We start from the raw sequence: 26,336 nt of genomic DNA, 5'->3' as shown, positions 1-26,336 counted from the left end.
GCCAAGAGGTTGGTGACAGCGCGTCGGTATTGACGTGAGGGAGGACCCCCGGGTGGGGTGTGGCTTGTCGAAGGTCACATCTCACACCCGGAGGTCCTCGTGTCCCACCGTAACGCCCGCCTCAACTTTCATGGCCGCAAGCTGCTGGTCGATCGGGTCCGATACCAGCACTGGCCGGTCGCCCATGCAGCGAAGGCGATGGGGATTTCACGTCAGTGTGCTCACCGCTGGCTGGCACGCTGGGACGCCGAGGGCGAGGCCGGTCTGCATGACCGGTCCAGCCGTCCTCACGCGTGCCCGACCGCGACACCAGCCACGGTGGAGGACCTGGTGGTGGCCGCCCGTCAGGAGCACCGACGCGGCCCTGACTGGATCGCGGCCGAACTCGGGCTCGCGCCGCGGACCGTGACCCGGATCCTGCACCGACGGGGCATGCCGCCCCTGACCTGCCTGGACCCGATGACCGGCCAGGTGATCCGCACCTCGAAGCAGACCGCGGTCCGCTACGAACGCGAACGTCCCGGCGAACTGGTGCACGTGGATGTCAAGAAGCTGGGCAAGATCCCCGACGGTGGCGGCTGGCGGGCCCACGGACGCTCCGACACCATCGTCGCCAAGAACAAGCGGCCCAAGATCGGCTACGACTACGTCCACTCGATGGTCGATGACCACTCCCGCCTGGCCTACAGCGAGATCCACGACGATGAACGCGTCGACACCTGCGCCGGCTTCCTGCTGCGAGCCGCGGCCTACTTCGCCACCCACGGCATCACCAGCATCGAGCGAGTGATGACCGACAACGCGTTCGCCTACCGACATGGTCGAGCGTTCATCGACGCGGTCGAGACCATTGGCGCGAAGCAGAAGTTCATCAAACCCCACTGCCCCTGGCAGAACGGCAAGGTCGAACGCTTCAACCGCACCCTGACCACCGAGTGGGCCTACCGCCACGTGTTCACCAGCAACCAGGCCCGCCGCGACGCCCTTGACCCCTGGCTGGAGACCTACAACACTCAAAGACGCCACAGCGCACTCGGAGGACTACCCCCGACCAGCCGCCTGTCATGAACGTCGTGGCCCAGTACACCTAGGAGCGCTGGATCGCGCCCAGCCCGAGGCCGCGTCAGAACAGCCGGTCCTCCGCGTCGTCCAGGCCCCGGAGGACGTCGTAGTCGACCGTCACGCAGGTGATGCCGCGGGCGGCGGCGATGACCCTCGCCTGCGGCTTGATCTGCTGGGCCGCGAAGACGCCCTGGACCGGACGCAGGTGCGGGTCGGCGTTCAGCAACTCGAGGTAACGCGAGAGTTGCTCGACACCGTCGATCTCGCCACGCCGCTTCACCTCGACGGCGACGTGGGCGCCGTCGGCGTCGCGGAAGAGGATGTCCACCGGACCGATCGCCGTCATGTGCTCGCGCCGGACGAGCGTCCAGCCATCGCCGAACGTGGCCGGGTTGTCCGCCAGGAGCGTCTGCAGGTGTGCCTCGACGCCGTCCTTCACCAGGCCCGGGTCGACGCCGAGTTCGTGGCTGGAGTCGTGCAGCACCTCCGCGATGGAGATGACCAGCTTGTCGGCATCCTTGTTCTGGACCTCCCACACCTGGTGAAGCCCCACCTCGTCCTCGACGGTGGGGTCGGCGTCGCGCATCACGATCGTGCAGGGTGGATTCATCCAGTTGAGCGGTTTGTAGGCGCGGTCGTCCGCGTGGATCGAGATCGAGCCGTCCGCCTTGAGCAGGATGAGGCGCTTCGCCATCGGCAGGTGCGCCGACAGCCGGCCGGCGTAGTCGACCTGGCAACGAGCAATCATGAGACGCACCACGCGAGCCTACCGTCTACGATCGAGAACATGGCCCGACGTCCCAGCAAGCACCTGCGCCCGGCGCGTCCGCTGTCGACGTCATTCGCCCGGGCCGAGACCAAGCGCGACGGCGCGTGGGTCGTGCAGGCGCTGGCCACGGGCCGCTCGGAGAAGGACTACACCTGTCCCTTCTGCCACCGGCCGATCGCGGTCGGTGCGGCCCATGTCGTGGTCTGGCCGAGCACCCCCGCCCTCGGGGCCTCCTCGGCCGTCGATGATCGGCGGCACTGGCACACCGCCTGCTGGAACCGGAGGAATTGAGTGGACCTGTTCACCACGACCATCGGCCACGGAAGGCCGCGGGTCGCGTACCTGCACGGTCTGCTCGGCCAGGGGAAGAACCTGGGCACGATCGCCAAGGCCGTCTCGGCGACGGATCCCGGGCTGCTGTACGACCTGCCGAACCACGGCCGCAGCCCTTGGCAGGACGACTTCGGCTACGTCACCATGGCGGACGCCGTGGCCGCCGACCTCCGCGAGCGCCTCGGGGTGGGTGCGTCGGTGACGGTCGTGGGCCACTCGATGGGCGGCAAGACGGCGATGGTCCTGGCGCTGCGACACCCGACCCTGGTCCGCGGTCTGGTCGTCCTGGACATCTCCCCCGACGACTCCTCGCACGGCTACGGGTTCCAGCGACTCATCGGTGCGCTCCGGGCACTCGACCTCACCGCGATCCGGACGAGGGCGGACGCCGACGCCGCCCTCGCCGCGGACATCCGCGAGCCCAGCGTGCGTGCGTTCCTCCTCCAGAACCTGCACCGGGTTCCGGGCGGGGGCTGGCGGTGGCTGCCGAACCTCGAACTCCTGGAGCGCGCACTCCCCCTGATCAGCGGCTGGCCCGCGGGCGTCCGGGGAACGTACGAGGGCCCCGTGCTGTGGATGCGCGGTTCGGAGTCCGGCTACGTCACCGACGAGCACATCCCCGTCATGAAGGCGTTCTTCGCGCGAACGCGGTTGGTCACGATCAAGAACGCCGGCCACTGGCTGCACGCGGAGCAGCCCGAGGCCGTCAGCCAGGCGCTGGCCATGTTCCTCGACGGCCTGCGCCCGGAGCTGGGGAGCCACTGACGGCCCCACGCGTCCTACCTAGCCGGTGGTGACCGACGTGATGACCGTCGGCGCGTTCGGACGGCCGGTGCCGTCGGGGTAGCTCGCGTCGTGGCCCTGGAACGCCCGGTCGCTGATGACCTGGGTGCCCGCCTCGTCCATCGTCCCGAACACGGTGTAGGCCGGGGCGAGTGGCGTGTCGTCGTAGACGAAGAAGAACTGGGCGCCGTTGGTGTCCGGGCCCGCGTTCGCCATGGCCAGGACGCCGGCGGGGTAGCCAGTGGTGTGCTCGAGCTCGTCGTCGAAGCTGTAACCGGGTCGTCCGCTGCCGGTGCCCGTGGGATCCCCACACTGCAGGATGAACATGCCCTGGGTCGACAGCCGGTGGCACTCGGTGCCGTTGTAGTAGCCCTGGGCCACCAGGCTCTCGAAGGAGTGCACCGTGCAGGGCGCCGCGGCGCGGTCGAGGGTGACGTTGACCTTGGCGTCCCCGAAGTCGATGACGACGGATGAGGTCCCAGTCGCGGGCACGTTGGTGCCCTCCGGCGGGTCCACGGGCTTGGCGGGCGTGCCGCCGGGCCGGTACGTGCAGTTCACGGTCCCCGCAGCGGACGCCTGTCCGGTCCGCGCGGTCCCTGCCGTCGTCGCGCCGCTCGGGCTGCCGGACGCCCCCGGCGTCCGGGTGGTCTGGGGTGCCACCGCGCAGCCGGCGGTGGCGAGGACGAGGACGGCTGCGGAGGCAGCGACGAGAGTGCGCGGGGTCACACACCCAACATCACATTAGGGTGGTCCCATGGTCAACTTGACTCGGATCTACACCCGCACGGGCGATGCGGGCAGCACGCGGCTCTCCGACATGTCCGAGACGCGCAAGACTGACAGTCGCGTCGAGGCGTACGGACACGTGGACGAGGCCAACGCCGTCCTCGGGCTGGCCACCACCCTGGGCGGCCTTCCGGACGCCGTGGTGGCCGTCCTCCGCGAGATCCAGAACGAACTGTTCGACGTGGGCGCGGACCTCTCCAACCCGGTGGTGGCCGAGCCGACGTGGGAACCCCTGCGCGTCGACCAGGCCAGCATCGACCGCCTCGAGGCGTGGTGCGACGAGTTCGGTGATCCGTTGCCGAATCTGGTCAGCTTCATCCTGCCCGGGGGATCCCCGGGGGCCGCCTACCTGCACCTGGCGCGCACGGTCGTCCGCCGCGCCGAACGGGCCGCCTGGGCCGCCGCCGAGGAACACGGCGTCGAGGTTGCCCGGGGCGACGAGCAGGGTGGCGTCAACCCGCTGGCCCTGACCTACCTGAACCGGCTGTCGGACCTGTTGTTCATCCTCGGTCGCGTCGCGAACCTGGAGGTGGGCGACGTGCTCTGGGTGCCGGGCAAGGATCGGACGCCGGTCGGTGACCGCGCCCGCCGCCAGCGGGAGAAGATCGAGGCCGCGCAGGCGGGGCTGGACGCCGAGGTCGAAGGTACCGATTAGGCGCGGCCCCCGGGTGCCCCCGCCTCCGTCCAGCTCGAGAAGGCCGTGAGATCGGGGCGTGCCATCGCCAACAAGTAGCCGGTGTACCGCCCCCCGAGTTCGGTCACCACGTGCCCGTCGTAGAGCTCGGTCGCCTCGGACGCCGTGGGCCGGCGCACCCCGACGACCTTGGTCTCGTGGCGGTGGAAGGTGATGAGCGGGCGCAGCGACAGGGAGAAGACGCGATACCACTCGACGTCGTCGGCCCGGAACCGGGCGACCCCGAGGGTCCAGCCGGCACCTGGACGCATGAGGGAGCACTCGAAGACCCGACCCCGGCCCGCCAGCCAGCGCCGGCGGATGATGAGCCACGAAACGGGGATGAGAGCGCACGCAGCCAGTAGGCCGACCACCAAGGCGGTCCAACTCCACCAGTCAGGCACTCCCACCCCCGTTCACTGTCAGCGCTGACCAGCCGCCTTCGAGGCGGCCCGTACCTGTGCGGTGGCACGATGGTACCGCTGCATCGTCTCCGTGCTCACATCACCCTTCTCCAACGCCAGCTGGGCGTCGTTGAGCTGGTGCGCCGCCTCGGCCTGGTCGATCTCGTGCGCCAGCCGCGCGTAGGCGTTCAGCAGGGAGACGCGGTTCTCGGCCACCGAGATGAAGCCGCCGTCGACGGCGACGATCTCACGGTTGCCGTCGTTCGTGATGATCTCCACCGCCGACGGGACCAAGATGCCGAAGAACGGCTCATGATGGGCCAGGATACCGAGGTCACCCTCGGTGGTCCGAGCGATGACCTGAACGGCGTCACCTTCCCAGATGAGCCCATCGGCGCTGACCACCTCGACCCGGAGCGGGCTGGAGTCGAACGCCATGCTCAGCCTTCCTTCTGGATGCGGTCCCAGTTCTCCATGACCATGTCCATGCCGCCGACGTTGAAGAAGGCCTGCTCGGCGATGTGGTCGACCTCGCCATTGCAGATCATCTTGAACGCCTCGATGGTGTCGGCCAGCGGCACCGTCGAGCCCTCGATCTGGGTGAACTTGGTGGCCATGTAGGTGTTCTGGGAGAGGAACTGCTGGATGCGGCGGGCGCGACCCACCACGATCTTGTCCTCCTCGCCCAGCTCGTCGATGCCGAGGATCGCGATGATGTCCTGCAGCTCCTTGTTGCGCTGGAGGATCTGCTTCACGCGGGTCGCGGTGTCGTAGTGGTCCTGACCGACGTACTGCGGGTCGAGGATGCGCGAAGTCGACGTCAGCGGATCCACGGCCGGGTACAGACCACGCGAGGCGATGTCACGCGACAGCTCGGTCGTGGCGTCCAGGTGGGCGAAGGTCGTGGCCGGGGCCGGGTCGGTGTAGTCATCGGCGGGCACGTAGATGGCCTGCATCGAGGTGATGGAGTGGCCGCGGGTCGACGTGATGCGCTCCTGCAGCTGGCCCATCTCGTCGGCGAGGTTCGGCTGGTAACCCACGGCGGACGGCATGCGGCCGAGCAGCGTGGACACCTCGGAACCGGCCTGGGTGAACCGGAAGATGTTGTCGATGAAGAGCAGCACGTCCTGACCCTGGACGTCGCGGAAGTACTCCGCCATGGTCAGGGCCGACAGGGCGACGCGGAGGCGGGTGCCCGGCGGCTCGTCCATCTGGCCGAACACGAGGGCGGTGTCCTTCATGACGCCGGCCTCGATCATCTCGTTGATGAGGTCGTTGCCCTCACGGGTGCGCTCCCCCACGCCGGCGAACACCGAGGTGCCACCGAAGTTGTGGGCGATGCGGAAGATCATCTCCTGGATGAGGACCGTCTTGCCGACGCCGGCGCCGCCGAACAAGCCGATCTTGCCGCCCTTGACGTACGGGGTCAGCAGGTCCAGCACCTTGATGCCGGTCTCGAGCATCTCGGTCCTCGGCTCGAGGTCCTCGAACTTCGGTGCCGGGCGGTGGATCGGCCAACGCTCGGTGATCTGGACGCCGGACGCCTCCAGGTCCTCGTTGAGGCAGTCGCCGGTCACGTTCCAGACGCGGCCCTTGGTCACATCACCGACGGGCACCGAGATCGGGGCACCGGTGTCGACGACCTCGGTGCCGCGACGCATGCCGTCGGTCGGCTTCAGGGAGATGGCGCGAACGATGTTGTCACCGACGTGCAGCGCGACCTCGGCCGTGATCTCACGGGAGAGCTCGCCGGCGTCGATCTTGATCTTCAGCGCGTTCATGATGTCGGGCATCTGGTCGGCGGGGAACTCGACGTCCACCACCGGGCCGATGACACGCGCCACACGGCCGACGCCCGTCGTCGTGGGGTTCTCAGCAGTCAGGGTCATGGTTGCCTCTCTCGCCTCAGTCCTGGGCGCTCGACTCGGCGAGCGCGCTGGCGCCACCGACGATCTCGGTGATTTCCTGGGTGATCTCCGCCTGGCGCGCCTGGTTGGCCTCGCGCGTCAGGGTCTCGATCAGTTGGTTCGCGTTGTCGGTGGCCGACTTCATGGCCCGCTGCTGGCTGGCCAGGATGGACGCCGCCGACTGCAGCAGGTAGAACCAGACGCGGCTCCGGACGTAGACCGGCATGACCGCATCCAGCACCGTCTCGACGTCCGGCTCGAACTCGTACTGGGGGATGTGGTCGTGCTCCCCCAGCTCTGAGACGCCCTCGACGACCTCCAGGGGCAGCAGTCTCCTGGCCCGCGGGGACTGGGTCAGCATCGACTCCATGCGGGTGTAGACCGCGTGGATCTCGTCGACACCGCCCTCCTCGTACGGGGTCAGGAAGTCGTTGATCAGGACGTCCGCGATCTCGTGTGCGTCGGCGAAGGTCGGGGCGTCGCTGAAGCCATCCCACGTCCGGGCCATCGGGATCTGTCGGAACTTCATGTACCCGATGCCCTTGCGGCCCACGACGTAGCGCCTGACCTCCATCCCCTGCTCCTCGAGGCGGGCCCGCATGCGGGCCCCGACCTTGTGGACGTTGGAGTTGAAGGCGCCGTTCATGCCCCGGTCGGAGGTCAGGATCAGCAGCGCCGCCCGACGCGGCCGTTCGATGCGCGTGGTGAGCGGGTGTTCGAGTTGGGGCGAGTGCGTCGCCAGGGCGGAGACCGCCCGGTTCAGCTCCCGCGTGTAGGGCAAGGCCTTGGTGGCTGCCTGCTGCGCCCGGATGACCTTGGACGCAGCGATGAGCTCCATCGCCTTGGTGATCTTCTTGGTCGCCGACACCGACTTACGTCGTTGCCGGAGCTCCCGCAGACTGGACGCCATGCTCAGCCCTTCTTGACCACGATCTGCTCGGCGTCGACCTCGTCGTCACCGAGCGCCTTGACGCCGGGCTGGTCGGCCGCCGGGGCGGCCTTGCCGCTGGCCTTGAACCCTTCCTTGACCTTCTTGATCTCGGCGAGCACCGCGTTGGCGGTGTCGTCGTCCCACTTCTTGGTCTCGGCGATGGTGGCCAGGATGGGCGTGTTGAGGCGCAGGTGCTCGAGCAACTCGGCCTCGAAGCGCAGGACGTCGTCCACGGCGATGTCGTCGAAGTGACCGTTGGTACCGGCCCAGACCGAGACGACCTGGTCCTCGACCGGGTACGGCCGGTACTGGCCCTGGCGCAGCAGCTCTGTGAGGCGAGCGCCCCGATCGAGCTGGCGGCGGGACGCGGCGTCCAGGTCGGAGGCGAACATGGCGAAGGCCTGCATGTCGCGGTACTGGGCGAGGCTGATCTTCAGCGTGCCGGCGACGCCCTTCATGGCCTTGATCTGCGCGGCACCACCGACGCGGGACACCGAGATGCCGACGTCGATCGCCGGACGCTGGTTGGCGTTGAAGAGGTCGGACTGCAGGAAGATCTGGCCGTCGGTGATCGAGATCACGTTGGTCGGGATGTAGGCCGACACGTCGTTGGCCTTGGTCTCGATGATCGGCAGGCCGGTCATCGAGCCGCCACCCAGCTCGTCCGACAGCTTGGCGCAGCGCTCCAGCAGGCGGGAGTGGAGGTAGAAGACGTCACCGGGGTACGCCTCGCGGCCCGGCGGGCGGCGGAGCAGCAGCGACATGGCGCGGTAGGCCTCGGCCTGCTTGGTCAGGTCGTCGAAGATGATCAGGACGTGCTTGCCCTGGTACATCCAGTGCTGGCCGATGGCCGAGCCCGCGTAGGGGGCGATGTACTTGAAGCCGGCCGGGTCGGACGCCGGGGCGTGCACGATGGTCGTGTACTCCAGCGCGCCGGCCTCCTCCAGCGTCTTGCGCAGGGCGGCGATGGTCGAGCCCTTCTGGCCGATCGCGACGTAGATGCAGCGAACCTGCTGCTTCGGGTCGCCGGTGGCCCAGTTGGCCTTCTGGTTGATGATCGTGTCGATCGCGATCGCGGTCTTGCCGGTCTTGCGGTCGCCGATGATCAGCTGGCGCTGCCCGCGACCGATCGGGATCATGGCGTCGATGGCCTTGATGCCGGTCTGCAGGGGCTCACGCACCTCCTGGCGGTCCATGACGCCGGCGGCCTGGAGCTCGAGGGTACGACGCTCGAGGGGGCCGGCGAGCTCGCCGAGGCCGTCGATGGGGTTGCCCATCGCATCCACGGTGCGACCGAGGTAGCCGTCACCCACGGGCACGGAGAGCACCTCGCCGGTGCGGCGCACCTGCGAGCCCTCCTCGATGCCCTCGGAGTCGCCGAGCACGACGACACCGATCTCGCGGACGTCGAGGTTGAGGGCGATGCCGAGTGTGCCGTTGGCGAACTCCAGCAACTCGTTCGCCATCGCCGAGGGCAGGCCCTCGACGCGGGCGATGCCGTCACCGGACGTCACGACGGTGCCGACCTCCTCGCGGGTGGAGGTGTCCGGCGTGTAGTTGGAGACAAACCGGTCGAGGGCATCCCGAATCTCATCGGGACGAATGGTCAGATCCGCCATGTGAGTGCGTTCCTTCGCTGCGTCGCTGCTTGCTTGTAATCAGGTCTGGGTTGGCCGTCAGGCCAGCTTGCGCTGCGCGTCGGTGAGACGTGCAGCAACGGTACCTTCGATGACCTCGTCACCCAGGGACACGTGGACACCGCCGATGACCCCCGGATCGAGGACCACGCGCACGTTCACGTCACGCCCCACCTGACGGGACAGGGCGGCCTTGATCCGCGCCTCCTGCTCCGGGGTGAGGTGCCGGGCCACCGTGACGGTCGCCACCGCGCGTTCGCGCAGCTCGGCGGCCGCCTTCAGGTAGTCCTCGACCGTGAGGTCGAAGGTGCGCTTGCGCGCAGCCACGGCTCGGCGGGCGAGGCTGGCCACGGCGGGGAGCACCTTGCCCTCGAGGAGGCCACCGAGGAGGTCCTGGCGGCCCTCGAGTGGTGTCCGACGATCACCGAGCGCACGGCGCAGGTCGGGGTTGGCGTCGACCAGGCGCTCGACCTTGAAGAGCTGGTCCTCCAGCTCGTCGAGCTGCCCCTCGTCCTGGGCGGTGCGGAGCAGGGCGCGGACGCCCTGGCGCTCCAGTGCCGCCACGAACGCACCGGCGCTGCCCCAGCGGCCACGCGCCGCCTCGGACAGAACGGCCACCGTCGCCCCGCTGACACGTTCGCCGAACAGCGACTGCGTGAGCTGGGAGCGCACCGCGTCCGGGGTGGACGGGTCCGTCAGCGCACGGCGGAGGGCGGGCTGGGCACCCAAGGCCTCCACGACGGCGAACAGCTCGTTGGCCAAGGCCTCGGAAGCCGGCTGCGCGTCCAGGACGGCGTCCAGTGCCTTCAGGCGGGACTCGGCGGCGGCGCTCATGCCTTCTCCACCACCGGCTGGGCCTCGAGGTCGGCGATGAAGCGGTCCACCGTGCGGCGGGCGCGTTCGTCGTCGTCCAGCGACTCGCCGACGATGCGGCCGGCGAGCGTGGTCGCCAGACCACCGATCTCGGAACGGAGCGATCCGACGGCTGCGGCGCGCTCGGCCTCGATCTGGGCCTTGGCGTTCGCGAGCAGGCGGCTGCTCTCCTCGGTGGCCTGCTGGCGCATGTCGGCGACGATGGCAGCACCCTGCGCCTTGGCCTCCTCGCGGATGCGGGACGCCTCCTCGCGTGCGCTGGCCAACTGTGCCTTGTACTCCTCCAGCGCCGCAGCGGCTTCGGCCTGGGCGGCCTCCGCCTTCTGGATGCCGCCCTGGATGGCGGCCGTGCGCTCGGCGTATGTCTTCTCGAACATCGGCACGACCACCTTCCACATCACCGCGAGGATGATCAGGAAGAGGGCGATGCCGACGAAGAGTTCCTCGGGGTGCTCCGGGAGGAGCGGACCCAAGGGCGATTCTCCGGCAAGGGGCAGCATGGTTGGCCTCAGATCAGCCGAGGACGAACGCGAGGGCGATGCCGATGATGGCGAGCGCCTCGACCACGGCGAAGCCGATCCACGCGGTGCCCATCATGGCGCCACGGGCCTCGGGCTGACGCGCGGTGCCGTTGATGACCGACGCGAAGATCCAGGCCACACCGAGGGCCGGGCCGAGGGTCGCCAGCGCGTAGCCGATCATGTTGATCGAGCCGTTGATCTCCAGGAGGGAGAGGAGCATGGTTCGTTCCTTTCGGATGGTTTCTTTCTGACGAAAGCTCTACGGGTTTAGTGGTCCTCGGCGATCGCCGAGGACACGTACTGGGCGGTGAGGACGGTGAAGATGTAGGCCTGGATGGCGCCCACCAGGAGCTCCAGGGCGAAGATCGCGAAGCTGAAGAGAATCGACACCACGCCCGCCACGTTGAGCAGGGGCACCGGGAACGTCGTCCCCATCTGGTCGACCGCGGTCAGCAGCATCGTGCCACCGACGACGAACACCAGGATGACGAGGTGGCCGGCGAACAGGTTGGCGAAGAGACGCAGGCCGAGCGTGAGTGGCCGCACGATGATGTTGGAGAGGAACTCCAGCGGGATGATGAGCGGCCACAGTGCCTTCGGGACGCCTGCCGGGAGGGTGGCGTGCTTGAGGTAGCCGAAGAAGCCGTGCGTCTTGATGCCGGCGCCGTTGTAGACCAGCCAGGCGACCAGGGCGAGGCCCCACGCGAAGCCGATCTTGGAGAACGTCGGGAACATGAAGAGCGCGAACTCGCCGAACAGGTTGTTCACCAGGATGAAGGAGAACAGCGTCAGCAGGAGGGGGAGGTACTTGCGGAACTCGGGCCCGAGGATGTCACGGGCGATGCCGTTGCGGACGAAGTCGTAGAACAACTCGCCGAACGTCTGCTTCTTGCCCGGGACGACGGACAGCCCGCGAGCCATCCACAGCCAGAAGACGATCACGAGCAGCGCACCGATGACCGCCTGCGCGATGTGGTTGTTCACCCAGTCGGGCAGCACACCCGGGAACAGCGGTCGGGATGCGAAGCTGTGCTCGCCCGGGGGCCATGCGCCGCCCTCCAACGGAAGGATCAGCCCATTGAGCCCACCCATAGTGCCTCCTTGCAGTACCTTCCGGACATTGGCCCGGGCCGCCTGACAAAGGCTTCAACCGGGTGCGAAACAAGACATTAGCAACGGGTTGGTCGCCCCGTCACATCGAGTTTGGCCCGCGCGACTACGACGGATCGTCGTAGATGGGCACCCGCATCCGGGAGTACACCCACAGTTCCAGTGACAGCCAGCCCATGACGGTCCCCACGACCGAGACGAACAGGGCGACGGGGTCCAGCCACCCCCAGCGATCGGCGTTCGCGAGGACGGCCGCCAGGCCGACGCCCAAGAGGCTCACGCGCGTCACGTACGACGCGAACCAGGCGAACAGGACGACCTTCGGCGAGGCGTCGGCCACGGCGACCTGGACGGCCAGCGCGATCGTGTAGAACGCCAGCGTCACCGCGGCCCCGATCGCCGCGGTGCCGGCGGCCTCCCTCCCGGACAGGGCCAGGAAGAGGCCGACGATGGGGAGGGCCGCGACGTGCCCACCCACCAAGCCGGCCTGGAGCAGGTGCAGCGCCCGCTGGACGTTGGGGCTCGCCCTGCGACGCTTCGTGGGCTCAGGCATGGCGTGCCCTCCATCGGGGCCAGAACGTCAGGACCGCGGCCACGACGAGGCCGACGGGAAGGACGAGCCAGGACCACCAGCCGTCGGTGATGCCGATCAGGACGACACCGAACGCGATGACGGCCGACCAGAGCCACAGGAGCGCCACTGCGACGCGGTGGCGGTGCCCCAACTGGAGCATCCGGTGGTGGAGGTGTTGCTTGTCGGCCTGGTACCACAGCCGTCCGGCGACCGTCCGCCGGATGTAGGCGCTGATCAGGTCGAGGAACGGCAGCGCCATCACCGCCAACGGCAACAGGAGGGGGAGGTAGGACGAGATGAGCGCTCCCCCGCTGGCGTTGATGCGGGAGGGGTCCAACTGGCCGGTGAGGCTGATCATCGACGTGGCGAACAGGAAGCCGAGCAACATGGAGCCCGAGTCGCCCATGAACATGCGCGCCCGGTGGACGTTGTGCGGCAGGAAGCCCAGGCACACCCCGACGATCGCGACCGTCAGCAACGAACTCGTCGTGGCGCGGACGAGGTCCTGCTCATAGCTGAGCAGGTACGCGTAGACGAAGAAGGCACCGGCTCCTATGGCGACGACGCCGGCGGCCAGGCCGTCGAGGCCGTCCATGAAGTTGATCGCGTTGACGCACACCAGGATGACGAACACCGCCAGCGCGATGGATGCCACGTTGTCGAGGGCGATGATGCGATCCGGAAGAGGGATCCAATAGAACTTCACCCCGTTCAGCACGACGATGCCCGCAGCCAGCGTCTGGCCCGCGAACTTGGCCAGCGCCCCCAACTCGAACAGGTCGTCGATCACGCCAACGGTGCAGATCAGGAGCGCCGCCCAGAAGACGGCCCATGCGTCACGCTGCACGATCTCGAAGCGCCCCAGCCAGGGGAGGTTGGTCGCCAGGATCAGGGCGGCGATGGTGCCGGCGAGCATGGCCACCCCGCCGAAGTACGGGACCGGGGTCGTGTGCACGTCACGGTCGCGGACCAGCGCGACCGCGTTCCAGCGAAAGGCCAACCGGCGCGCGAGGCTGGCGCCGACGTACGTGACGCCGGCCGCCACCAGCAGCACCAGCAGGTATTCACGCACCTCAGGCCTCGGACGCCTCGACGGTCGGCTGGTCGCCCGCGGGCTGTTCCTCGGCCGGTGCCTCGCCGGGGATCTCAGGAACCTCCACGAGGTTCGGGACCGCCTCGTTCAGCTGTTCGGGCGTGATGCGTCCCGCTCGGAGGACGCGTGCTCGGGGGCCGGTCAGGTCGACGATGGTGGAAGGCACGGGACCGGACATCTCCCCGGCGTCCAGGTAGACCGAGCAGGAGTCGCCGAGCTGGGCCTCGGCGTCCGCGATCGTGAGCGCGGCATCGTGCCCGTGCACATTGGCGCTGCTGACGGCCAGCGGGCCGGTGCGACGCAGCAGCTCCCGGGTGAAGTCGTGGTCGGGCACGCGGACGGCGATGGTCGCGCCGCGATCGCCCAGGTCCATGCGGAGGGAGTCGCGCGCCGTGAGGACGACGGTCAGGGCACCCGGCCAGAACGCCTCGGCGAGGGCGTGCAGTCGGTCGTCCACCCCGGACGCCAACGCCCCGACCATGGCGACCTCGGCCACGAGCACCGGCGGCGGGAAGTCCCGACCGCGCTGCTTGGCGTCCAGCAGGCGCTGCACGGCCGCGCCGGACGTGGCCCGCGCGCCCACGCCGTACACCGTGTCGGTGGGCAGCACGATGACCTCACCGGCCGCGATGGCCTCGGTCGCCGCGGTGAGCGCGGCCTCGGCGTCCGCGATGTCGATGACGATGTGGTTCACGCGCCCATCCTGCCACCACGCCGGGCGGTCACGAATCGCGGGCGGTCCGTGAGGTCACGCCGGTCGGCGACCTGGGTGAAGGAGCCCTGACGGACGAACACCTCGGGGGCGGACTCCTCCTGCACCTCGGCGTGCTCGGCACAGGCCCAACCGCCCGGACGCAGCAGGCGGGCGGCGACGTCGGCGACCACCCGCATCGCGTCCAGACCGTCTGGGCCCGACACCAGCGCCAGGGCCGGGTCGAAGTCGCGCACCTCGGCGGGGACGTCGGCCCAATGGTCCAGCGGGACGTACGGCGGGTTGGCGACGACGAGGTCGACAGCGCCGTCGAGGTCGGTGAAGGCGTCGGCCATGTCGCCGAGGCGGATGTCGACGTCCAGCCCGGCGAGGTTGCGTTCGAGGTAGGCGTGGGCGTCCGGCGACAACTCCACGCAGTGGTAGGTGGCGTCGGGGTGCTCGGTGGCCAGCGCCTTGGTGATGGCGCCGGAGCCGGCGCACAGCTCGACGACGACGGGCCGCTCCCCCAGCTCCGCGAGCCGCTGGAGCGCCCAACCTGTCATGACCTCGGTCTCCGGCCGTGGGATGAACACGCCGGGGCCGACCTCGAGCTCCACCGTCCGGAACCAGGCCCGGCCGGTCAGGTGTTGCAGGGGCTCACCCGCGACGCGTCGCTCCACGAGGGCGTCCAGCGTGGCCCGCGCACCGGCGTCCGGGAGGGGTGCCAGCAGGAGCCGCCCCGGCTCGACGCCGAGCACGTGCGCCAGCAGGATGCGGCCCTCGTGGGCGGGGATGCGCGCCGCCAGCCGGGCGACCAGGGACGAGTTGGACTCACGCACCAGCGGACGCCAACCGCTCGGCGAGGTCAGCGGCCTGGAGGGCCTCGATGACCCCGGACATGTCCCCGCCGAGGACGGCGTCGAGGTTGTGCGCCTTGTAGCCGATCCGGTGGTCGGCGATCCGGTTCTCGGGGAAGTTGTAGGTGCGGATGCGCTCGGAACGGTCGACGGTGCGCACCTGCGACTTCCGCGCGCTGGACGCCTCGGCCGCGGCCTGTTCCTCCGCCAGGGCCGCCAGGCGGGCCTTCAGGATGCGCATCGCCGAGGCCTTGTTCTGCAGTTGGCTGCGCTCGTTCTGGCAGGTCACGACCAGCCCGGTGGGCAGGTGCGTGAGGCGGACCGCCGAATCGGTCGTGTTGACGCCCTGGCCACCCTTGCCGGAGCTGCGGTAGACGTCGACGCGCAGGTCGTCCTCGTTGACCTCGATGTCGCTGTCGTCCTCGACGTCCGGCATCACGAGGACGCCGGCGGCGGACGTGTGGATCCGGCCCTGGGTCTCGGTCACCGGCACACGCTGGACCCGGTGCACGCCACCCTCGAACTTCAGCACGCCATAGGGCGAGGCGTCCGGGCCCGCGCTGGCCGCACCGTGGACGGCCATCGTCAGCGACTTGATGCCGCCCAGGTCGGTCTCGGTGGCGTCGAGGACCTCGACCTTCCAGCCGCGCGTCTCGGCGTACTTGCTGTACATGCGGAAGAGGTCCCCGGCGAACAGGGCCGACTCCTCCCCACCCTCACCGGACTTGATCTCGATCAGGGCGTCCAACGAGTCATGGGAGTCGCGGGGGGCGAGCAGTTCGGCGAGCTTCTCGGACGCTTCTGCGAGACGGGACTCGAGCACGTCGGCCTCTTCGGCGAAGTCGGCGTCGTCGGCGGCGAGCTCACGCGCGGCCGCCAGGTCGGCGACCAGGGCGTCGTGCTCATTGAGCGCCCTGACCACGCCGGTCAGCTCGGAGTAGCGGCGTCCGACCTTGCGCGAGAGCGCCATGTCGGCGTGGGTCGCGGGGTCGGCCATCTGCTGCTCGAGTTCGGCGTACTCGGCGCGCAGCGCCTCCGTGTTGGTGAACATCCGACCTCCAGTCTCGCCGAGAAATGAGCAACGCCGGGTGCCAGCGACGTGCTGGCACCCGGCGTGCGAGGAAGTTACTTGGCCTTCTTGGCGCCGTAGCGCTTCTCGAAGCGGGCGACGCGGCCGCCGGTGTCGAGGATCTTCTGCTTGCCGGTGTAGAACGGGTGGCAGGCCGCGCAGACCTCGGCGCGGATCTGGCCGCCCTTGGCGGTCGAGAAGGTGCTGAACGTGTTGCCACAGGTGCACGTGACCTGGGTCTCCACGTAGTCCGGGTGGATGCCCTGCTTCATGAAAGTCTCCTTGGATGGTGTCGCTCCGGGTCGCCGAAGTGGAACTGGCGGGTCATGGGGCCCAAGGCGTGAACCGGAACCGGCGATCCATTCTGCCGCACTCCGGCTCAGATCCCAAACTGGGGCATGCCTCGTCACCGCGTCAGGACGTGACGGCCCGGTGTCCGCCGTCAACGCGTCGGCCGCCGCCCACGGTGCCCTCAGAGCATCGGCACCCGCCGGATGGCCGTCGACGGACGAGGAGCTGACTCCAGGCCCACCTTGGCCCCGGCTCGTTCGGAGTCCTCGACGAGAGCGGCCGCAGCCAGCAGCGCGGCGTCCAGGTCGGCGGCCAGCCGAAGCTGACCCTCGCTCCGCAGCTTGTAGCTGGGCGGGTCGGCCGGATCGACATCGCCCATCGCCGCGCGCCCGGCGGCGTATCCCGACAGGAAGCGCGGGAGCGTCCCCAGCATGGCCCGGTAGCGCACCCAGCGGTGGTTGTCCCAGCCGGTGGAGTCGCCCATGGTCCCGGTGGTGAACTTCTCGACCATCACCTCGGCGGCCACTCGCCCGCGCTCGGCGAGCCCGTCGATGGTCCGCGTGTCCATGAACAGGTTGAGGCCGCCCTCGGATCCGGACTGCAGGACGCGCACCACCCTGTCCCGCATGCCGGGGGTGCCGAGTTGGCTGGCGTCCGCCCACTCGCGGGAGGTGGCGAAGGCAGCCCCGAAGAAGCCCGCCAGTGCCGCGAAACCCGAGTCCTCGATGTGGCGGTAGGTCGGTTGGACCGCCCGGTTGTCACGCGCCCAGCGCAAGTTCTCGCGCTGGTCGGTCGACGGCTCGGCGTCGTCGGCGAAGCCGCCCAGGTCGATGCAGAACGTCGGCCGGGTCGGCAGCGGGGCGTCGAACAGGTGGACCGGGAAGTTGCTGCAGAAGCCGCCGTCGGTGAACCACACGCGCCGGAACTCAGGCTTCTGGGTCGGCTCGCCGCCGCGCCGGATCGTCCAGAGCGGGACGGCTGAGATGAGCAGTGGGAAGCTCAGCGACATGCGCACCGACACGATGACGGGCAGCAGGTGCGGCTCGGGAAGACGTCGCAGGTGGCGCGGGTGCGCGGCGGCGGCGGCGTCCTCGTCCGACCACGCCTGCTCCTCCCCCGGCGTTTCGGGACCGGCGGGCGCCGCTGCCTCGAGGGCGTCCATCACGTACGCGGGGAAGAGCCGACGCCACGCGGCGGGCTCGTAGAAGAACACACGCGTGTCCCACGGCATCTCGTAGGGGCGCGCCTGGGTGAGGCAGGTGCTCACCATCCGCAGGTCGACCCGCCGATCGGCGGCGGGCAGCGAACGCGCGTCGCTCGTGCCGGTCCACAGGTGTCCGTACAGCAGGGGTCCCGTGCCGCGTCCGGGCCCGGCGAGTTGGTCGACCTGCTCCGAGAGCCAGTCGGTGAACCCCGGGCCCTGACCCGTGGACAGCCCCGTGCAGATGCCGAACAGGTTGTCCGGGACGTCCCGCCCGATCGTCCGCCACACCCCGGTGGCCACACCGATCGCGACTCCCAGGACGAGGATCACCAGGCCCGCCAGCGCGAACGCGATGCCGAACCCGAGGCGTCGGGACGTCACGGCGGCCACGATGAGGGCGAGACCGGGCAACGCGCCCACGAGGGCGCGCACCGGGTAGCCGCGCAGCAACGCTCCGGCCACGGCGAGCAGGCGGGTGGCCCCCTTCTTGGCCGCGCCCGGCGCATCGTGTCCCGTGGCCGTCAGCAGGACGCCGAGCAGGGGCTTGGTCGCGGGCTGCGGCTGGAACAAAGCGGCCAGACGGCCGTCGGCCAGCGTGTCCGGCAGCGCGTCCAGCCGGTCGAAGCCCCCGCTGGCACGCCCGAACTCCGCGGCCGCGCCGAGGGCCGCGCCGATGGCGCCGGCCGACGCGCCGCCGAGACTCCGCAGCCGGTAGTGGCGACTGAACTCGGTCAGCGCCCTGGGGTACACCACCCCGCTGGTGATGCCACCCTTCATGACGACGTCGCACTGGGGCATGGCGCCCGGTTCGGGCGCACTGGTCTCCGACACCTTGGTCTCCTTCGGGGGTGGCCACACTCGGTAAGCCAAGCGTGCTGGTGCGCGCCCCCCGTGGCAAGGGGCCAGGTCGGCCCCGTGTCGAGGAGAAGGAGGTGTCAGTCGTTGCTGGGCGTCGTCCGGCTGATGAGGTGGAGGAACTCCAGGTTCGTCTGCGTCTTCTTCAGACGGTTGATCAGCATCTCCAGCGCGGCCTGGTCGTCCAGGCCGGAGAGGACCCGGCGGAGCTTCCACATGATCGCGAGCTCCTCGCGGGTCATGAGCTGCTCCTCACGACGGGTGCCGGACGCCACGGCGTCGATCGCCGGGAAGATGCGCTTGTCGGCCAGGTCGCGGCGCAGCCGCAGCTCCATGTTGCCGGTACCCTTGAACTCCTCGAAGATCACCTCGTCCATCTTGGAGCCGGTCTCGACCAGCGCGGTCGCCAGGATCGTCAGGGAGCCGCCGTTCTCGACGTTGCGGGCCGCGCCGAAGAACTTCTTCGGCGGGTACAGCGCCGCCGAGTCGACACCGCCGGACAGGATGCGGCCGGACGCCGGCGCCGCCAGGTTGTAGGCGCGGGACAGGCGGGTGATGCCGTCCAGCAGGACGACGACGTCGTGCCCCAGCTCGACGAGGCGCTTGGCGCGCTCGATCGCCAGTTCGGCGACCGTCGTGTGGTCGTCGGCCGGACGGTCGAACGTGGACGCGATGACCTCGCCCTTGACCGAGCGCTGGAAGTCGGTGACCTCCTCGGGTCGCTCGTCCACCAGGACGACCATGAGGTGCACCTCGGGGTTGTTGGTCACGATCGAGTTCGCGATGGACTGCATGATCATCGTCTTGCCGGCCTTCGGCGGCGACACGATCAGGCCGCGCTGGCCCTTGCCGATCGGCGCGACCAGGTCGATGATGCGGCCGGCCATGTTCGTCGGCGTGGTCTCGAGGCGGAAGCGCTCCTGCGGGTAGAGCGGCGTGAGCTTGTTGAACTCCGGACGTCCCTTGGCCTGTTCGGGGTCGGCGCCGTTGATCGTCTCGACGCGGACGAGCGGGTTGTACTTCTGCCGCTCCCCGTCGCGCTGGGCGCGCATCACGCCGGTGACGACGTCGCCCTTGCGCAGGTTCCACTTCTTCACCATCGACAACGACACGTAGGCGTCGTTCGGCGAGGGCAGGTAGCCGGTGGTTCGGACGAACGCATAGTTGTCGAGCACGTCGAGGATGCCGGAGATCGGCGTCAGGACGTCATCATCGGACACCGTGGGCTCGGCCTCCATACGGGACAGGTCGGGGCCCTGCCCACCGCGTCCGGGACGCTGGCGATTGCTGCTGCGATCGCGGTTGCGGCGACGGCGGTTGCGGCGACCGCCCTGGCCGTCGTCGTCGTAGTCGCTGCGGTTTGACTGCTGGTGCTGCTGCGGCTGACGCGCCTCGGGCTCCGCGGCGGCCTGCTGCTGCTGCTCGGCCTGCGCCTCGGACGGGGCGTGATCCCCTCCGTCACGGTTGCGGTTGCGGTTGCGACCGCGGCGGCCCGGCTCGGCGGCCAGGGCCTCCAGGCGTGCGGCGACGTCGTCCTGGCCGGAGGCCGGGTCGTTCCCTTGGCCGTCGTCGGCGCGCTGGTCGCGGGACGGACGGTCGGCGGAGCCGGCGGACGCCTCACGCCGGGCGGGCTCGGACGCCTCACGAGCGGCCTGGGCGGACGCCTCGGGCTGGGTGAGCGTGGGTTGTTGTGAGTCCGGGGCACCCTCGGGGCGCCCGGCACGGCGGCGCGTGCGCTGGGGCGCGGCCGCGTCGCCCGGGGCCTGCTGCGCCTGCTGGGCGGGCGCGGACTTGGCCGGCGCCGACTGCGCCGGGGCGGGAGCGGCTTGGGTGGCAGCGGGTGCCGAACCGCCCTGGGCCGCTCGAATGGCTGCGACGAGCTCTGCCTTGCGCAGGCCGGCGGACTTCACGCCCAGCGAGCTGGCGACCTTCTTCAGGTCGGGCAGGAGCATCGAGTCGATAGTGGTCACGAAGGTCCTTTCGTGGTCCCCGCACGGCACCATGCCGACCGGGGGGCGTCGCGCGCAAGCCCATGGGCTCGACTGGGCGCCGAAGGTGGAGGAGCAGGTCATCGCCGAGGAACTCGGCCGCCCGACCTGTACAGGCGATCGCATCAGGTGCTTGGTTCAGCCTAGCATGCCGTCGGCCAGCGAAGACCGCGTCCCCTTGCGGCGCGCCGCCAGAACCCCGCAGAGCACCACGAAGGCCACGCCCGCCACCACTCCCGCGTTGGCGACGACCTGCTGCCCCACCGTGTAGGTGAGCTCGACGCCATCACCACCGGGCAGTTGCTTGAACGGGGCGTGGAGGGTCCACACCGCGTAGAACAACCCCAGCACGCGGACCGACGACGCGAGGTGGCGGTCCATCACCAGCACCACCGTCAGCGGCACGATCCACACGTAGTGGTGCGACCAACTGATCGGGGAGGCCAACAGGCTCGTCAGGCCGGCGATGCAGATGGCCAGCCGCTGCTCACCCGCGCGCTGGACCAGGACGCCCACCGCGATGCCGAGGACGGCCACGACCGCGCTCAGCACCAGCCCGCCTCTGGAGAGTTCGCCGAACAGGCGGGCCCACAAGCCCATCACCGACTGGTTGGTCTTGAAGATGATGCCCGAGTTGATACCCGAGTTGCCTGAGATGAGACCGCCCCAGTACGTCAACGAGCCCTGCGGCATCAGGAGGAAGCCCAGGCCCGTGGCCGCGACGAAGGTGAAGAAGGCGACCAGGCCGGGCCGCCGGCGTCCGGCGAAGAACTGCTGCGCAGCCACCGTCGCCGGCGTCAGCTTCACGGCCGTGGCCAGGCCGATCCAGAAACCTTCCGGCAGGATGCGACGGCCGAACACGCGGCGCCCGGGCATGGAGTCGAGCACCGCGGCCGCCACCAGCAGCACGCCCAACTGCCCGAAGCCGAGGGTCTCCCGGACCGGTTCGGCCAGCCAGACCGCGGCCATCGTCGCGATCGACAGCGTCCACCCCGACAGGCCCAGGCGGTACAGCATCGACATGAGCAGGGCCACGGTGAGGAGGATCCAGCCGACCTGGGCGACACCGAGGTCGATCCACGCCAGCGGGACGGTGAACAGCGCCGCGAACGGCGGGTAGATCCACGGCAGGCCCTCGGCGGTGTAGAAGTCCTGCCCGGCGAGCAACATCGCGCCGGTCCGCCGATACACGTCGAGGTCGATCATCGCCGGCCGCCACGGGTCGAACGATCCGCCCGTGATCGTCGTCGCCCCCGCCCACAGGCCCGCGAACAGGGGAGGCACGAACAGGAGCAGTGCCCCCAGGACCGACCGGACGGTCGACGGGCGCCGCTCGTCGACGGGAACCAGCGGCTCAGCCAGCCGTGACACGTTCGGCCGCCCGGAGGAACTCGGCACGCAGTTCGTCGTAGTCGCGGGCGACCGGGTACTGCGGGAACTCGGCCACGACACTGGCGGGCGGGCTGAAGAGGATGCCGGCCTCCGCCTGACCGAGCATGCCGGTGTCGTTGTAGGAATCACCCGTCGCGACGACCTGGAGGTTCAACGACTGGAACGCCGCGACGGCCTTGGTCTTCTGGTCCCTCTGGCGCAGGCGGTAGGCCACGATCCGGTCGTCCACGACCTCCAGGTTGTGGCACAGCAGCGTCGGATGTCCCAACTGGGCCATCAGCGGCATGCCGAACTGGTAGAAGGTGTCGGACAGGATCACGACCTGGAACCGTTCGCGCAGCCAGTCCAGGAACTCCGCCGCACCGGGCAACGGGCCGAGGCCCGCGATGACCTCCTGGATCTGCGACAGCGAGATGCCGTGCTCGTCCAACACCTTCAGGCGATGGGTCATCAGCTCGTCGTAGTCGGCGATGTCGCGGGTGGTGAGGCGGAGGGCGTCGATGCCGGTTCGCTCGGCGACGTTGATCCAGATCTCGGGGACGAGGACACCCTCGAGGTCGAGGCAGGCGACCAGCACGGTCAGGCTCCTTCCACGCGCAACACGCGCACATCGCCCAGGACGTCGCCGCCCTGCAGCAGTTCATCGACGACGGCCCGGACATTGCCGTCCGGCGCCCGGTGCGTGGTGATGCCGAGGCGCGCGCTCGCGTCCGACCCCGTGGTCTGCTCCTGGCGGACGGCCGCGATGGAGATGCCGCGGCGGGCCAGCGCCTCCGCGACACGGGACAACACCCCCGGCTCGTCGCGGACCGTCATGGCCACGTAGTAGGCGGACACCACGTGAGCCGGATCGGTGATGCCCGGCGACGTGTAGGCGGTCTCACCGTGGCCGGCGACGCCGCGAACCCGGTTGCGGGCTGCGGTCACGACGTCACCCAACACCGCGGACGCCGTGGGCGAACCGCCGGCACCCGGGCCCATGAACATGAGGCGACCTGCGTTGACGGACTCGATGAAGACCGCGTTGTAGGCCCCCCGGATCCCGGCCAGCGGATGCTCGAGCGGCACCATCGTCGGGTGGACGCCGACCGCGACCGTCCCGTCCGCGGAGATGGAGCACTCGGCGAGCAGCCTGATGACGCAGCCCAGCGACTCGGCCGCCCGGACGTCCTCCGCCGTCACCCGGGAGATCCCCTCGGTGTCGACGTCCGCCAGCGTCACGCGGGTGTGGAACGCCAGGGAGGCCAGGATGGCGGCCTTCGCGGCAGCGTCGTGGCCCTCGACGTCAGCGGTCGGATCCGCCTCGGCGTACCCCAGCCTCTGAGCGTCGGCGAGCGCGTCGCCGAAGGACACCCCGTGGGTGTGCATCTGATCGAGGATGTAGTTCGTCGTGCCGTTCACGATGCCCTTGACGGCGGTGATGGCGTCGCCGACCAGCGACTCGCGCAACGGACGTATGATCGGGATCGCGCCGGCGACCGCGGCCTCGTAGTACACGTCGACCTCGGCCGCGGCGGCGGCTTCGAAGATCTCCGCGCCGTGCTGGGCCAGGAGCGCCTTGTTCGCGGTGATGACCGACTTGCCCGAGCGGATCGCCGCGAGGACGAGGTCGCGGGCCGGGCCGATGCCGCCGATGAGCTCGATGACGAGGTCGACGTCCTCCCGGTCCACCAACGACGCCAGGTCGGTGGTGAACAGCGCGGGGTCGATGCCGGGGCGCTCGATCGTGCGACGGACGCCGATCCCCACCAGCTCGAGCGGACGCCCCACCCGGGCGCGGAGGTCGTCGGCCTGCTCCAGCAGGATGCGGGCCACCTGCGAGCCCACCACGCCGCAGCCCAGCAGGGCCACGCGCACCGGGGCTTCACCGAGGGTCATCATGGAAGTCCGTTCCTCATTCGTTGGTGTCGAGGCCGGCGTCCAGCGCCAGCAGGTCGTCCAGGGTCTCCCGCCGGATCATCGTGGTGATCCTACCGTCACGGACCGACACGACCGGCGGGCGGGGCGTGTGGTTGTAGTTGCTGGCCATGGAGCGGCTGTACGCGCCCGACGCGGGCACCGCGATGATGTCGCCGATGCCGGTGTCCCCGGGCAGGAACACGTCCCGGACGAGGATGTCGCCACCCTCGCAGTGGAGGCCCACCACACGGGACAGGAGCGGCGATGCGGAGCTCACCCGGTTGGCCACCACCGCCGAGTACTCGGCGGCATACAGGGCGGGACGGATGTTGTCGCTCATGCCGCCGTCCACCGAGACGTAGCGGCGCTGCTGTCCCCCACCGAGCTCGACGCTCTTGGTCGTGCCGACGGTGTACAGAGCCGTGCCCGCCGGGCCCGCGATCGCGCGGCCGGGCTCGACCGACAGGATGGGCTTGTCCAACCCGAAGGCGCGGCACTCGTGGTCGATGATGTCGTCGAGCCCCTTGGCCAGATCGTGCGGAGTCGCCGGGGAGTCGTCGATCGTGTAGGCGATGCCGAAGCCGCCGCCGAGGTTGAGCTCGGGCAGGGTGACGCCGGTGGCCTCCTTGAACTGGCTCATCAACCGCAGGGTGCGCCGGGCCGCCACCTCGAAGCCGTTCGTGTCGAAGATCTGGCTGCCGATGTGGGAGTGGATGCCCCGCAGTTCGATGTTCGCCGAGCCGTGGCAGCGCACCAGCGCGACGAGCGCCTGCCCCCCAGAGATCGAGAGGCCGAACTTCTGGTCCTCGTGGGCGGTGGCGATGTACTCATGGGTGTGTGCCTCGACGCCGGTCGTGACGCGGATCTGGACGACAGCCTTGGTGCCGAGTTCCTCGGTGAGTCGCTCCAGGCGCGTGATCTCGTCGGGGGAATCCACCACGATGCGCCCCACCCCCTCGGTCAGCGCGAGCCGCAGGAGGGCGTCCGACTTGTTGTTGCCGTGCAGTCCGATGCGCGCCGGGTCGAAGCCCGCGCGCAGCGCGACCGTGAGCTCACCCAGGCTGGCGACGTCCAGGTTGAGGCCGGCCTCGTCGATCCAGCGGGCGACGGTGCCGCACAGGAAGCTCTTGGAGGCGTAGTAGACCTTCCAGTCATGGAAGGCCTCGCGCCAGGTCAGGGCGCGGCCGCGGAAGTCCACCTCATCGATGACGTACGCCGGGGAGCCGACCTGCGAGAGGATCTCGGCGACGGTCAGCCCGCCGATGCGGACGGCTCCGTCGTCGTGACGGGACACCGTTCCGCTCCACAGCCCGTCCACCAGCGCGTTGGCGTCGGCGGGCTTGACCAGCCAGTTCGGGGCTGCGGACACCGCGTCCGCGTGGATCGCGCCGGCTACGTGCATGTGGGTCATGCGGTCCAGTTTCCCAGACTCGCGGTCCCCGACTCAGCGCGCGCCAGCCGTCGGACGGCTGGTGGGGTCGACGGCGCCGACCACGCGTTCGGTGTCCGGCGCGGCTTCATCCTGCCCTGGAGCCGCACCACGTCGGTCAACGCGGCACGCGCAGGGCGTATTCGTTGGCGATGCGGGCCACGTCGGCCAGGTACTGCTCGGATCGGTTGTAGCCGATGACGGCGTTGCGCCAGCCCCCCGCCGACTCCATGCCGCCCGCCGCGCACAGGTACCGCGCTGCGGCCAGGGCCGCGTCGTCGATGTTGTGCGGATCCTTCTCGCCGTCGCCGTTGCCGTCCGCCCCGTACCTCGCCCACGTGGACGGGATGAACTGCATCGGCCCCACCGCCCTGTCCCAGGTCGTGTCGCCGTCGAGCCTCCCCCCGTCCGTGTCGGGGATGGACGCGAAGCCGTTGCCGTCCAGCGCGGGCCCGATGATCCGCGGGGTGGTGCCGCCGTCGGACCCCAGCACGGACCCGCCGTAGGAACCGTGCCCCGACTCGACCTGTCCGATCGCCGCCAGCGTGTTCCAGCCCAGCGAGCAGCTCGCCCGCTCGCGCTGCAGCGCCAGGGTGGCCGTGGCGTACGCCTCGAGGGCCCGGCGGGGCACGCCGGTGGCCGCGGCCACGTCGTCGAGCCATCGAGGATCGGGACGACTGCCCGGTGGCGGCACGATGGACGCCTTGGCGGTGGCCGTGGCCGTGGGCCGGGGCCTCGCGGTGGCCGCGGACGACGGGGCTGCCGACCCGATGGGCGAGGCCGCGGGCGTGGAGGTGGGGTCGAACGCCGGGGTCGCGTCCGCCGTCGGCCCCGCCGTGGGCCCCAACTCCCCGGTCAGGGGCGGCGCCGGCGACGGCTCCGCGGGGGCCACCGTGGCGGCGTCCGCCACGGGGGGCGGCGCGGGAGTCGCGCGCGGCGGGGCGGCGTTCTGGGTGGCCAGGACGCCCGCCACGATGCCGCCGACCAGCATCAGCACGAGGGCTCCCCCCGCCGCGGCGACGAGCGCGCGGGGCGAGTTCGCTTGCGCGGGAGGGGCAGGCGTGTCGGGGTCCACGCCCCCAGTCTGCGCCACCGGGCCAAGTCGCGACACACCGTCCTTCCCGGCCCGGCCACGGCCGGGTGTCCACGAGGCGGCAGGGGCGGTTATGGGACGCAAGGATTCCTCGGTAACATCCAACGAGGGG

Annotated in this window: 28 protein-coding genes; 4 read left to right on the top strand and 24 right to left on the bottom strand. The window is 69.9% G+C overall.

What is annotated here, in order from left to right; translation table 11 throughout:
* Window positions 1-99: 99 nt before the first annotated feature.
* Window positions 100-1,068 (top strand): IS481 family transposase, encoded by a 969-nt coding sequence (locus tag AC5YDV_RS14355; RefSeq protein ID WP_496181913.1) that lies wholly within the window; start codon window positions 100-102, stop codon window positions 1,066-1,068.
* A 55-nt stretch (window positions 1,069-1,123) separates the two neighbouring features.
* On the opposite strand, the gene nucS is transcribed toward AC5YDV_RS14355, so the two are convergent.
* On the bottom strand, window positions 1,124-1,810 hold the full coding sequence (nucS, locus tag AC5YDV_RS14350) for an endonuclease NucS (RefSeq protein WP_496184163.1): 687 nt from the start codon (window positions 1,808-1,810) through the stop codon (window positions 1,124-1,126).
* A gap of 39 nt (window positions 1,811-1,849) precedes the next feature.
* On the opposite strand from nucS, the gene AC5YDV_RS14345 reads away from it, so the two are divergent.
* Both AC5YDV_RS14345 and AC5YDV_RS14340 read left to right on the top strand, forming a co-directional pair.
* Window positions 1,850-2,122 (top strand): Rv1322 family protein, encoded by a 273-nt coding sequence (locus tag AC5YDV_RS14345; RefSeq protein WP_496184102.1) that lies wholly within the window; start codon window positions 1,850-1,852, stop codon window positions 2,120-2,122.
* Window positions 2,123-2,929: an alpha/beta fold hydrolase gene (locus tag AC5YDV_RS14340; protein ID WP_496184103.1), complete on the top strand. Its 807-nt coding sequence runs from the start codon at window positions 2,123-2,125 to the stop codon at window positions 2,927-2,929. It begins immediately after the preceding gene.
* Window positions 2,930-2,947: 18 nt separating this feature from the next.
* Here AC5YDV_RS14340 and AC5YDV_RS14335 read toward each other — a convergent pair whose 3' ends face one another.
* Complete coding sequence (locus tag AC5YDV_RS14335; RefSeq protein WP_496184104.1) at window positions 2,948-3,673, bottom strand: peptidylprolyl isomerase; 726 nt, start codon at window positions 3,671-3,673, stop codon at window positions 2,948-2,950.
* Between the two features lie 28 nt (window positions 3,674-3,701).
* On the opposite strand from AC5YDV_RS14335, the gene AC5YDV_RS14330 reads away from it, so the two are divergent.
* On the top strand, window positions 3,702-4,388 hold the full coding sequence (locus AC5YDV_RS14330) for a cob(I)yrinic acid a,c-diamide adenosyltransferase (RefSeq protein ID WP_496184105.1): 687 nt from the start codon (window positions 3,702-3,704) through the stop codon (window positions 4,386-4,388).
* Here AC5YDV_RS14330 and AC5YDV_RS14325 read toward each other — a convergent pair.
* From AC5YDV_RS14325 to AC5YDV_RS14220, 22 genes are all read right to left on the bottom strand, one after another.
* A complete protein-coding gene (locus AC5YDV_RS14325) occupies window positions 4,385-4,810 on the bottom strand; it encodes a DUF2550 domain-containing protein (protein ID WP_496192513.1) in 426 nt (141 codons plus the stop codon). The two genes, AC5YDV_RS14330 and AC5YDV_RS14325, sit on opposite strands and share 4 nt — an antisense overlap.
* Window positions 4,811-4,828: 18 nt before the next feature.
* Window positions 4,829-5,248 (bottom strand): F0F1 ATP synthase subunit epsilon, encoded by a 420-nt coding sequence (locus AC5YDV_RS14320; RefSeq protein ID WP_496184107.1) that lies wholly within the window; start codon window positions 5,246-5,248, stop codon window positions 4,829-4,831.
* Between the two features lie 2 nt (window positions 5,249-5,250).
* Window positions 5,251-6,699, bottom strand: a complete 1,449-nt coding sequence (gene atpD, locus AC5YDV_RS14315) for a F0F1 ATP synthase subunit beta (RefSeq protein WP_496184108.1) — start codon at window positions 6,697-6,699, stop codon at window positions 5,251-5,253.
* Between the two features lie 16 nt (window positions 6,700-6,715).
* Window positions 6,716-7,627 (bottom strand): F0F1 ATP synthase subunit gamma, encoded by a 912-nt coding sequence (locus AC5YDV_RS14310; RefSeq protein WP_496184109.1) that lies wholly within the window; start codon window positions 7,625-7,627, stop codon window positions 6,716-6,718.
* A 2-nt stretch (window positions 7,628-7,629) separates the two neighbouring features.
* The gene (gene atpA / locus AC5YDV_RS14305; protein ID WP_496184110.1) at window positions 7,630-9,267 is read right to left on the bottom strand and encodes a F0F1 ATP synthase subunit alpha; all 1,638 of its coding nucleotides are present in this window, start codon (window positions 9,265-9,267) and stop codon (window positions 7,630-7,632) included.
* Between the two features lie 57 nt (window positions 9,268-9,324).
* Window positions 9,325-10,119 carry a F0F1 ATP synthase subunit delta gene (locus AC5YDV_RS14300; protein ID WP_496184111.1) on the bottom strand — a complete coding sequence of 265 codons (795 nt, stop codon included), beginning with the start codon at window positions 10,117-10,119 and terminating at the stop codon, window positions 9,325-9,327.
* A complete protein-coding gene (locus AC5YDV_RS14295; protein WP_496184112.1) occupies window positions 10,116-10,658 on the bottom strand; it encodes a F0F1 ATP synthase subunit B in 543 nt (180 codons plus the stop codon). The genes AC5YDV_RS14300 and AC5YDV_RS14295 overlap by 4 nt, the downstream gene beginning before the upstream one ends.
* 13 nt (window positions 10,659-10,671) lie before the next feature.
* Window positions 10,672-10,899 carry an ATP synthase subunit C-like protein gene (locus tag AC5YDV_RS14290; protein WP_496184113.1) on the bottom strand — a complete coding sequence of 76 codons (228 nt, stop codon included), beginning with the start codon at window positions 10,897-10,899 and terminating at the stop codon, window positions 10,672-10,674.
* Window positions 10,900-10,946: 47 nt separating this feature from the next.
* Window positions 10,947-11,771 (bottom strand): F0F1 ATP synthase subunit A, encoded by an 825-nt coding sequence (gene atpB / locus AC5YDV_RS14285; RefSeq protein WP_496184114.1) that lies wholly within the window; start codon window positions 11,769-11,771, stop codon window positions 10,947-10,949.
* 124 nt (window positions 11,772-11,895) lie between these two features.
* Window positions 11,896-12,342 (bottom strand): hypothetical protein, encoded by a 447-nt coding sequence (locus AC5YDV_RS14280; RefSeq protein WP_496184115.1) that lies wholly within the window; start codon window positions 12,340-12,342, stop codon window positions 11,896-11,898.
* Window positions 12,335-13,435 (bottom strand): glycosyltransferase family 4 protein, encoded by a 1,101-nt coding sequence (locus AC5YDV_RS14275; RefSeq protein WP_496184116.1) that lies wholly within the window; start codon window positions 13,433-13,435, stop codon window positions 12,335-12,337. The genes AC5YDV_RS14280 and AC5YDV_RS14275 overlap by 8 nt, the downstream gene beginning before the upstream one ends.
* 1 nt (window position 13,436) lies before the next feature.
* The gene (locus tag AC5YDV_RS14270; RefSeq protein ID WP_496184117.1) at window positions 13,437-14,150 is read right to left on the bottom strand and encodes an L-threonylcarbamoyladenylate synthase; all 714 of its coding nucleotides are present in this window, start codon (window positions 14,148-14,150) and stop codon (window positions 13,437-13,439) included.
* Window positions 14,147-14,986, bottom strand: a complete 840-nt coding sequence (gene prmC, locus AC5YDV_RS14265) for a peptide chain release factor N(5)-glutamine methyltransferase (protein WP_496184118.1) — start codon at window positions 14,984-14,986, stop codon at window positions 14,147-14,149. Before prmC ends, AC5YDV_RS14270 begins: the two co-directional genes overlap by 4 nt.
* Entirely contained in the window at window positions 14,979-16,055 is a 1,077-nt protein-coding gene (prfA, locus tag AC5YDV_RS14260) for a peptide chain release factor 1 (protein ID WP_496184119.1), read from the bottom strand. The genes prmC and prfA overlap by 8 nt, the downstream gene beginning before the upstream one ends.
* A gap of 74 nt (window positions 16,056-16,129) precedes the next feature.
* Complete coding sequence (rpmE, locus tag AC5YDV_RS14255) at window positions 16,130-16,345, bottom strand: 50S ribosomal protein L31 (RefSeq protein ID WP_496184120.1); 216 nt, start codon at window positions 16,343-16,345, stop codon at window positions 16,130-16,132.
* A 200-nt stretch (window positions 16,346-16,545) separates the two neighbouring features.
* Window positions 16,546-18,399: a hypothetical protein gene (locus tag AC5YDV_RS14250; protein WP_496184121.1), complete on the bottom strand. Its 1,854-nt coding sequence runs from the start codon at window positions 18,397-18,399 to the stop codon at window positions 16,546-16,548.
* A gap of 104 nt (window positions 18,400-18,503) precedes the next feature.
* Window positions 18,504-20,426 carry a transcription termination factor Rho gene (gene rho, locus AC5YDV_RS14245; protein WP_496184164.1) on the bottom strand — a complete coding sequence of 641 codons (1,923 nt, stop codon included), beginning with the start codon at window positions 20,424-20,426 and terminating at the stop codon, window positions 18,504-18,506.
* Between the two features lie 123 nt (window positions 20,427-20,549).
* Window positions 20,550-21,809: a glycosyltransferase 87 family protein gene (locus AC5YDV_RS14240; RefSeq protein ID WP_496184122.1), complete on the bottom strand. Its 1,260-nt coding sequence runs from the start codon at window positions 21,807-21,809 to the stop codon at window positions 20,550-20,552.
* Window positions 21,766-22,380 (bottom strand): bifunctional phosphoserine phosphatase/homoserine phosphotransferase ThrH, encoded by a 615-nt coding sequence (thrH, locus tag AC5YDV_RS14235; protein ID WP_496184123.1) that lies wholly within the window; start codon window positions 22,378-22,380, stop codon window positions 21,766-21,768. Before thrH ends, AC5YDV_RS14240 begins: the two co-directional genes overlap by 44 nt.
* 2 nt (window positions 22,381-22,382) lie before the next feature.
* On the bottom strand, window positions 22,383-23,681 hold the full coding sequence (locus tag AC5YDV_RS14230) for a homoserine dehydrogenase (protein WP_496184165.1): 1,299 nt from the start codon (window positions 23,679-23,681) through the stop codon (window positions 22,383-22,385).
* Window positions 23,682-23,697: 16 nt separating this feature from the next.
* Entirely contained in the window at window positions 23,698-25,113 is a 1,416-nt protein-coding gene (gene lysA, locus AC5YDV_RS14225) for a diaminopimelate decarboxylase (protein WP_496184124.1), read from the bottom strand.
* Window positions 25,114-25,249: 136 nt separating this feature from the next.
* Entirely contained in the window at window positions 25,250-26,206 is a 957-nt protein-coding gene (locus AC5YDV_RS14220; protein WP_496184125.1) for a lytic transglycosylase domain-containing protein, read from the bottom strand.
* Between the last annotated feature and the right edge of the window lie 130 nt (window positions 26,207-26,336).

It is taken from the genome of Propioniciclava sp. LT432 (genome assembly GCF_059515965.1).
The sequence above is the reverse complement of the archived record's forward strand: the minus strand, read 5'-3'. Positions and strand labels throughout refer to the sequence as shown.

Bases quoted from the DNA above. Each gene is read 5' to 3' on its own strand.
- nucS (WP_496184163.1), bottom strand. From the start codon at position 1,810: ATGATTGCTCGTTGCCAGGTCGACTACGCCGGCCGGCTGTCGGCGCAC.
- AC5YDV_RS14345 (WP_496184102.1), top strand. From the start codon at position 1,850: ATGGCCCGACGTCCCAGCAAGCACCTGCGCCCGGCGCGTCCGCTGTCG.
- AC5YDV_RS14330 (WP_496184105.1), top strand. From the start codon at position 3,702: ATGGTCAACTTGACTCGGATCTACACCCGCACGGGCGATGCGGGCAGC.
- AC5YDV_RS14320 (WP_496184107.1), bottom strand. From the start codon at position 5,248: ATGGCGTTCGACTCCAGCCCGCTCCGGGTCGAGGTGGTCAGCGCCGAT.
- atpD (WP_496184108.1), bottom strand. From the start codon at position 6,699: ATGACCCTGACTGCTGAGAACCCCACGACGACGGGCGTCGGCCGTGTG.
- AC5YDV_RS14310 (WP_496184109.1), bottom strand. From the start codon at position 7,627: ATGGCGTCCAGTCTGCGGGAGCTCCGGCAACGACGTAAGTCGGTGTCG.
- atpA (WP_496184110.1), bottom strand. From the start codon at position 9,267: ATGGCGGATCTGACCATTCGTCCCGATGAGATTCGGGATGCCCTCGAC.
- AC5YDV_RS14300 (WP_496184111.1), bottom strand. From the start codon at position 10,119: ATGAGCGCCGCCGCCGAGTCCCGCCTGAAGGCACTGGACGCCGTCCTG.
- AC5YDV_RS14295 (WP_496184112.1), bottom strand. From the start codon at position 10,658: ATGCTGCCCCTTGCCGGAGAATCGCCCTTGGGTCCGCTCCTCCCGGAG.
- AC5YDV_RS14290 (WP_496184113.1), bottom strand. From the start codon at position 10,899: ATGCTCCTCTCCCTCCTGGAGATCAACGGCTCGATCAACATGATCGGC.
- atpB (WP_496184114.1), bottom strand. From the start codon at position 11,771: ATGGGTGGGCTCAATGGGCTGATCCTTCCGTTGGAGGGCGGCGCATGG.
- AC5YDV_RS14280 (WP_496184115.1), bottom strand. From the start codon at position 12,342: ATGCCTGAGCCCACGAAGCGTCGCAGGGCGAGCCCCAACGTCCAGCGG.
- prfA (WP_496184119.1), bottom strand. From the start codon at position 16,055: ATGTTCACCAACACGGAGGCGCTGCGCGCCGAGTACGCCGAACTCGAG.
- rpmE (WP_496184120.1), bottom strand. From the start codon at position 16,345: ATGAAGCAGGGCATCCACCCGGACTACGTGGAGACCCAGGTCACGTGC.
- rho (WP_496184164.1), bottom strand. From the start codon at position 20,426: ATGGTGCCGTGCGGGGACCACGAAAGGACCTTCGTGACCACTATCGAC.
- AC5YDV_RS14230 (WP_496184165.1), bottom strand. From the start codon at position 23,681: ATGACCCTCGGTGAAGCCCCGGTGCGCGTGGCCCTGCTGGGCTGCGGC.
- lysA (WP_496184124.1), bottom strand. From the start codon at position 25,113: ATGACCCACATGCACGTAGCCGGCGCGATCCACGCGGACGCGGTGTCC.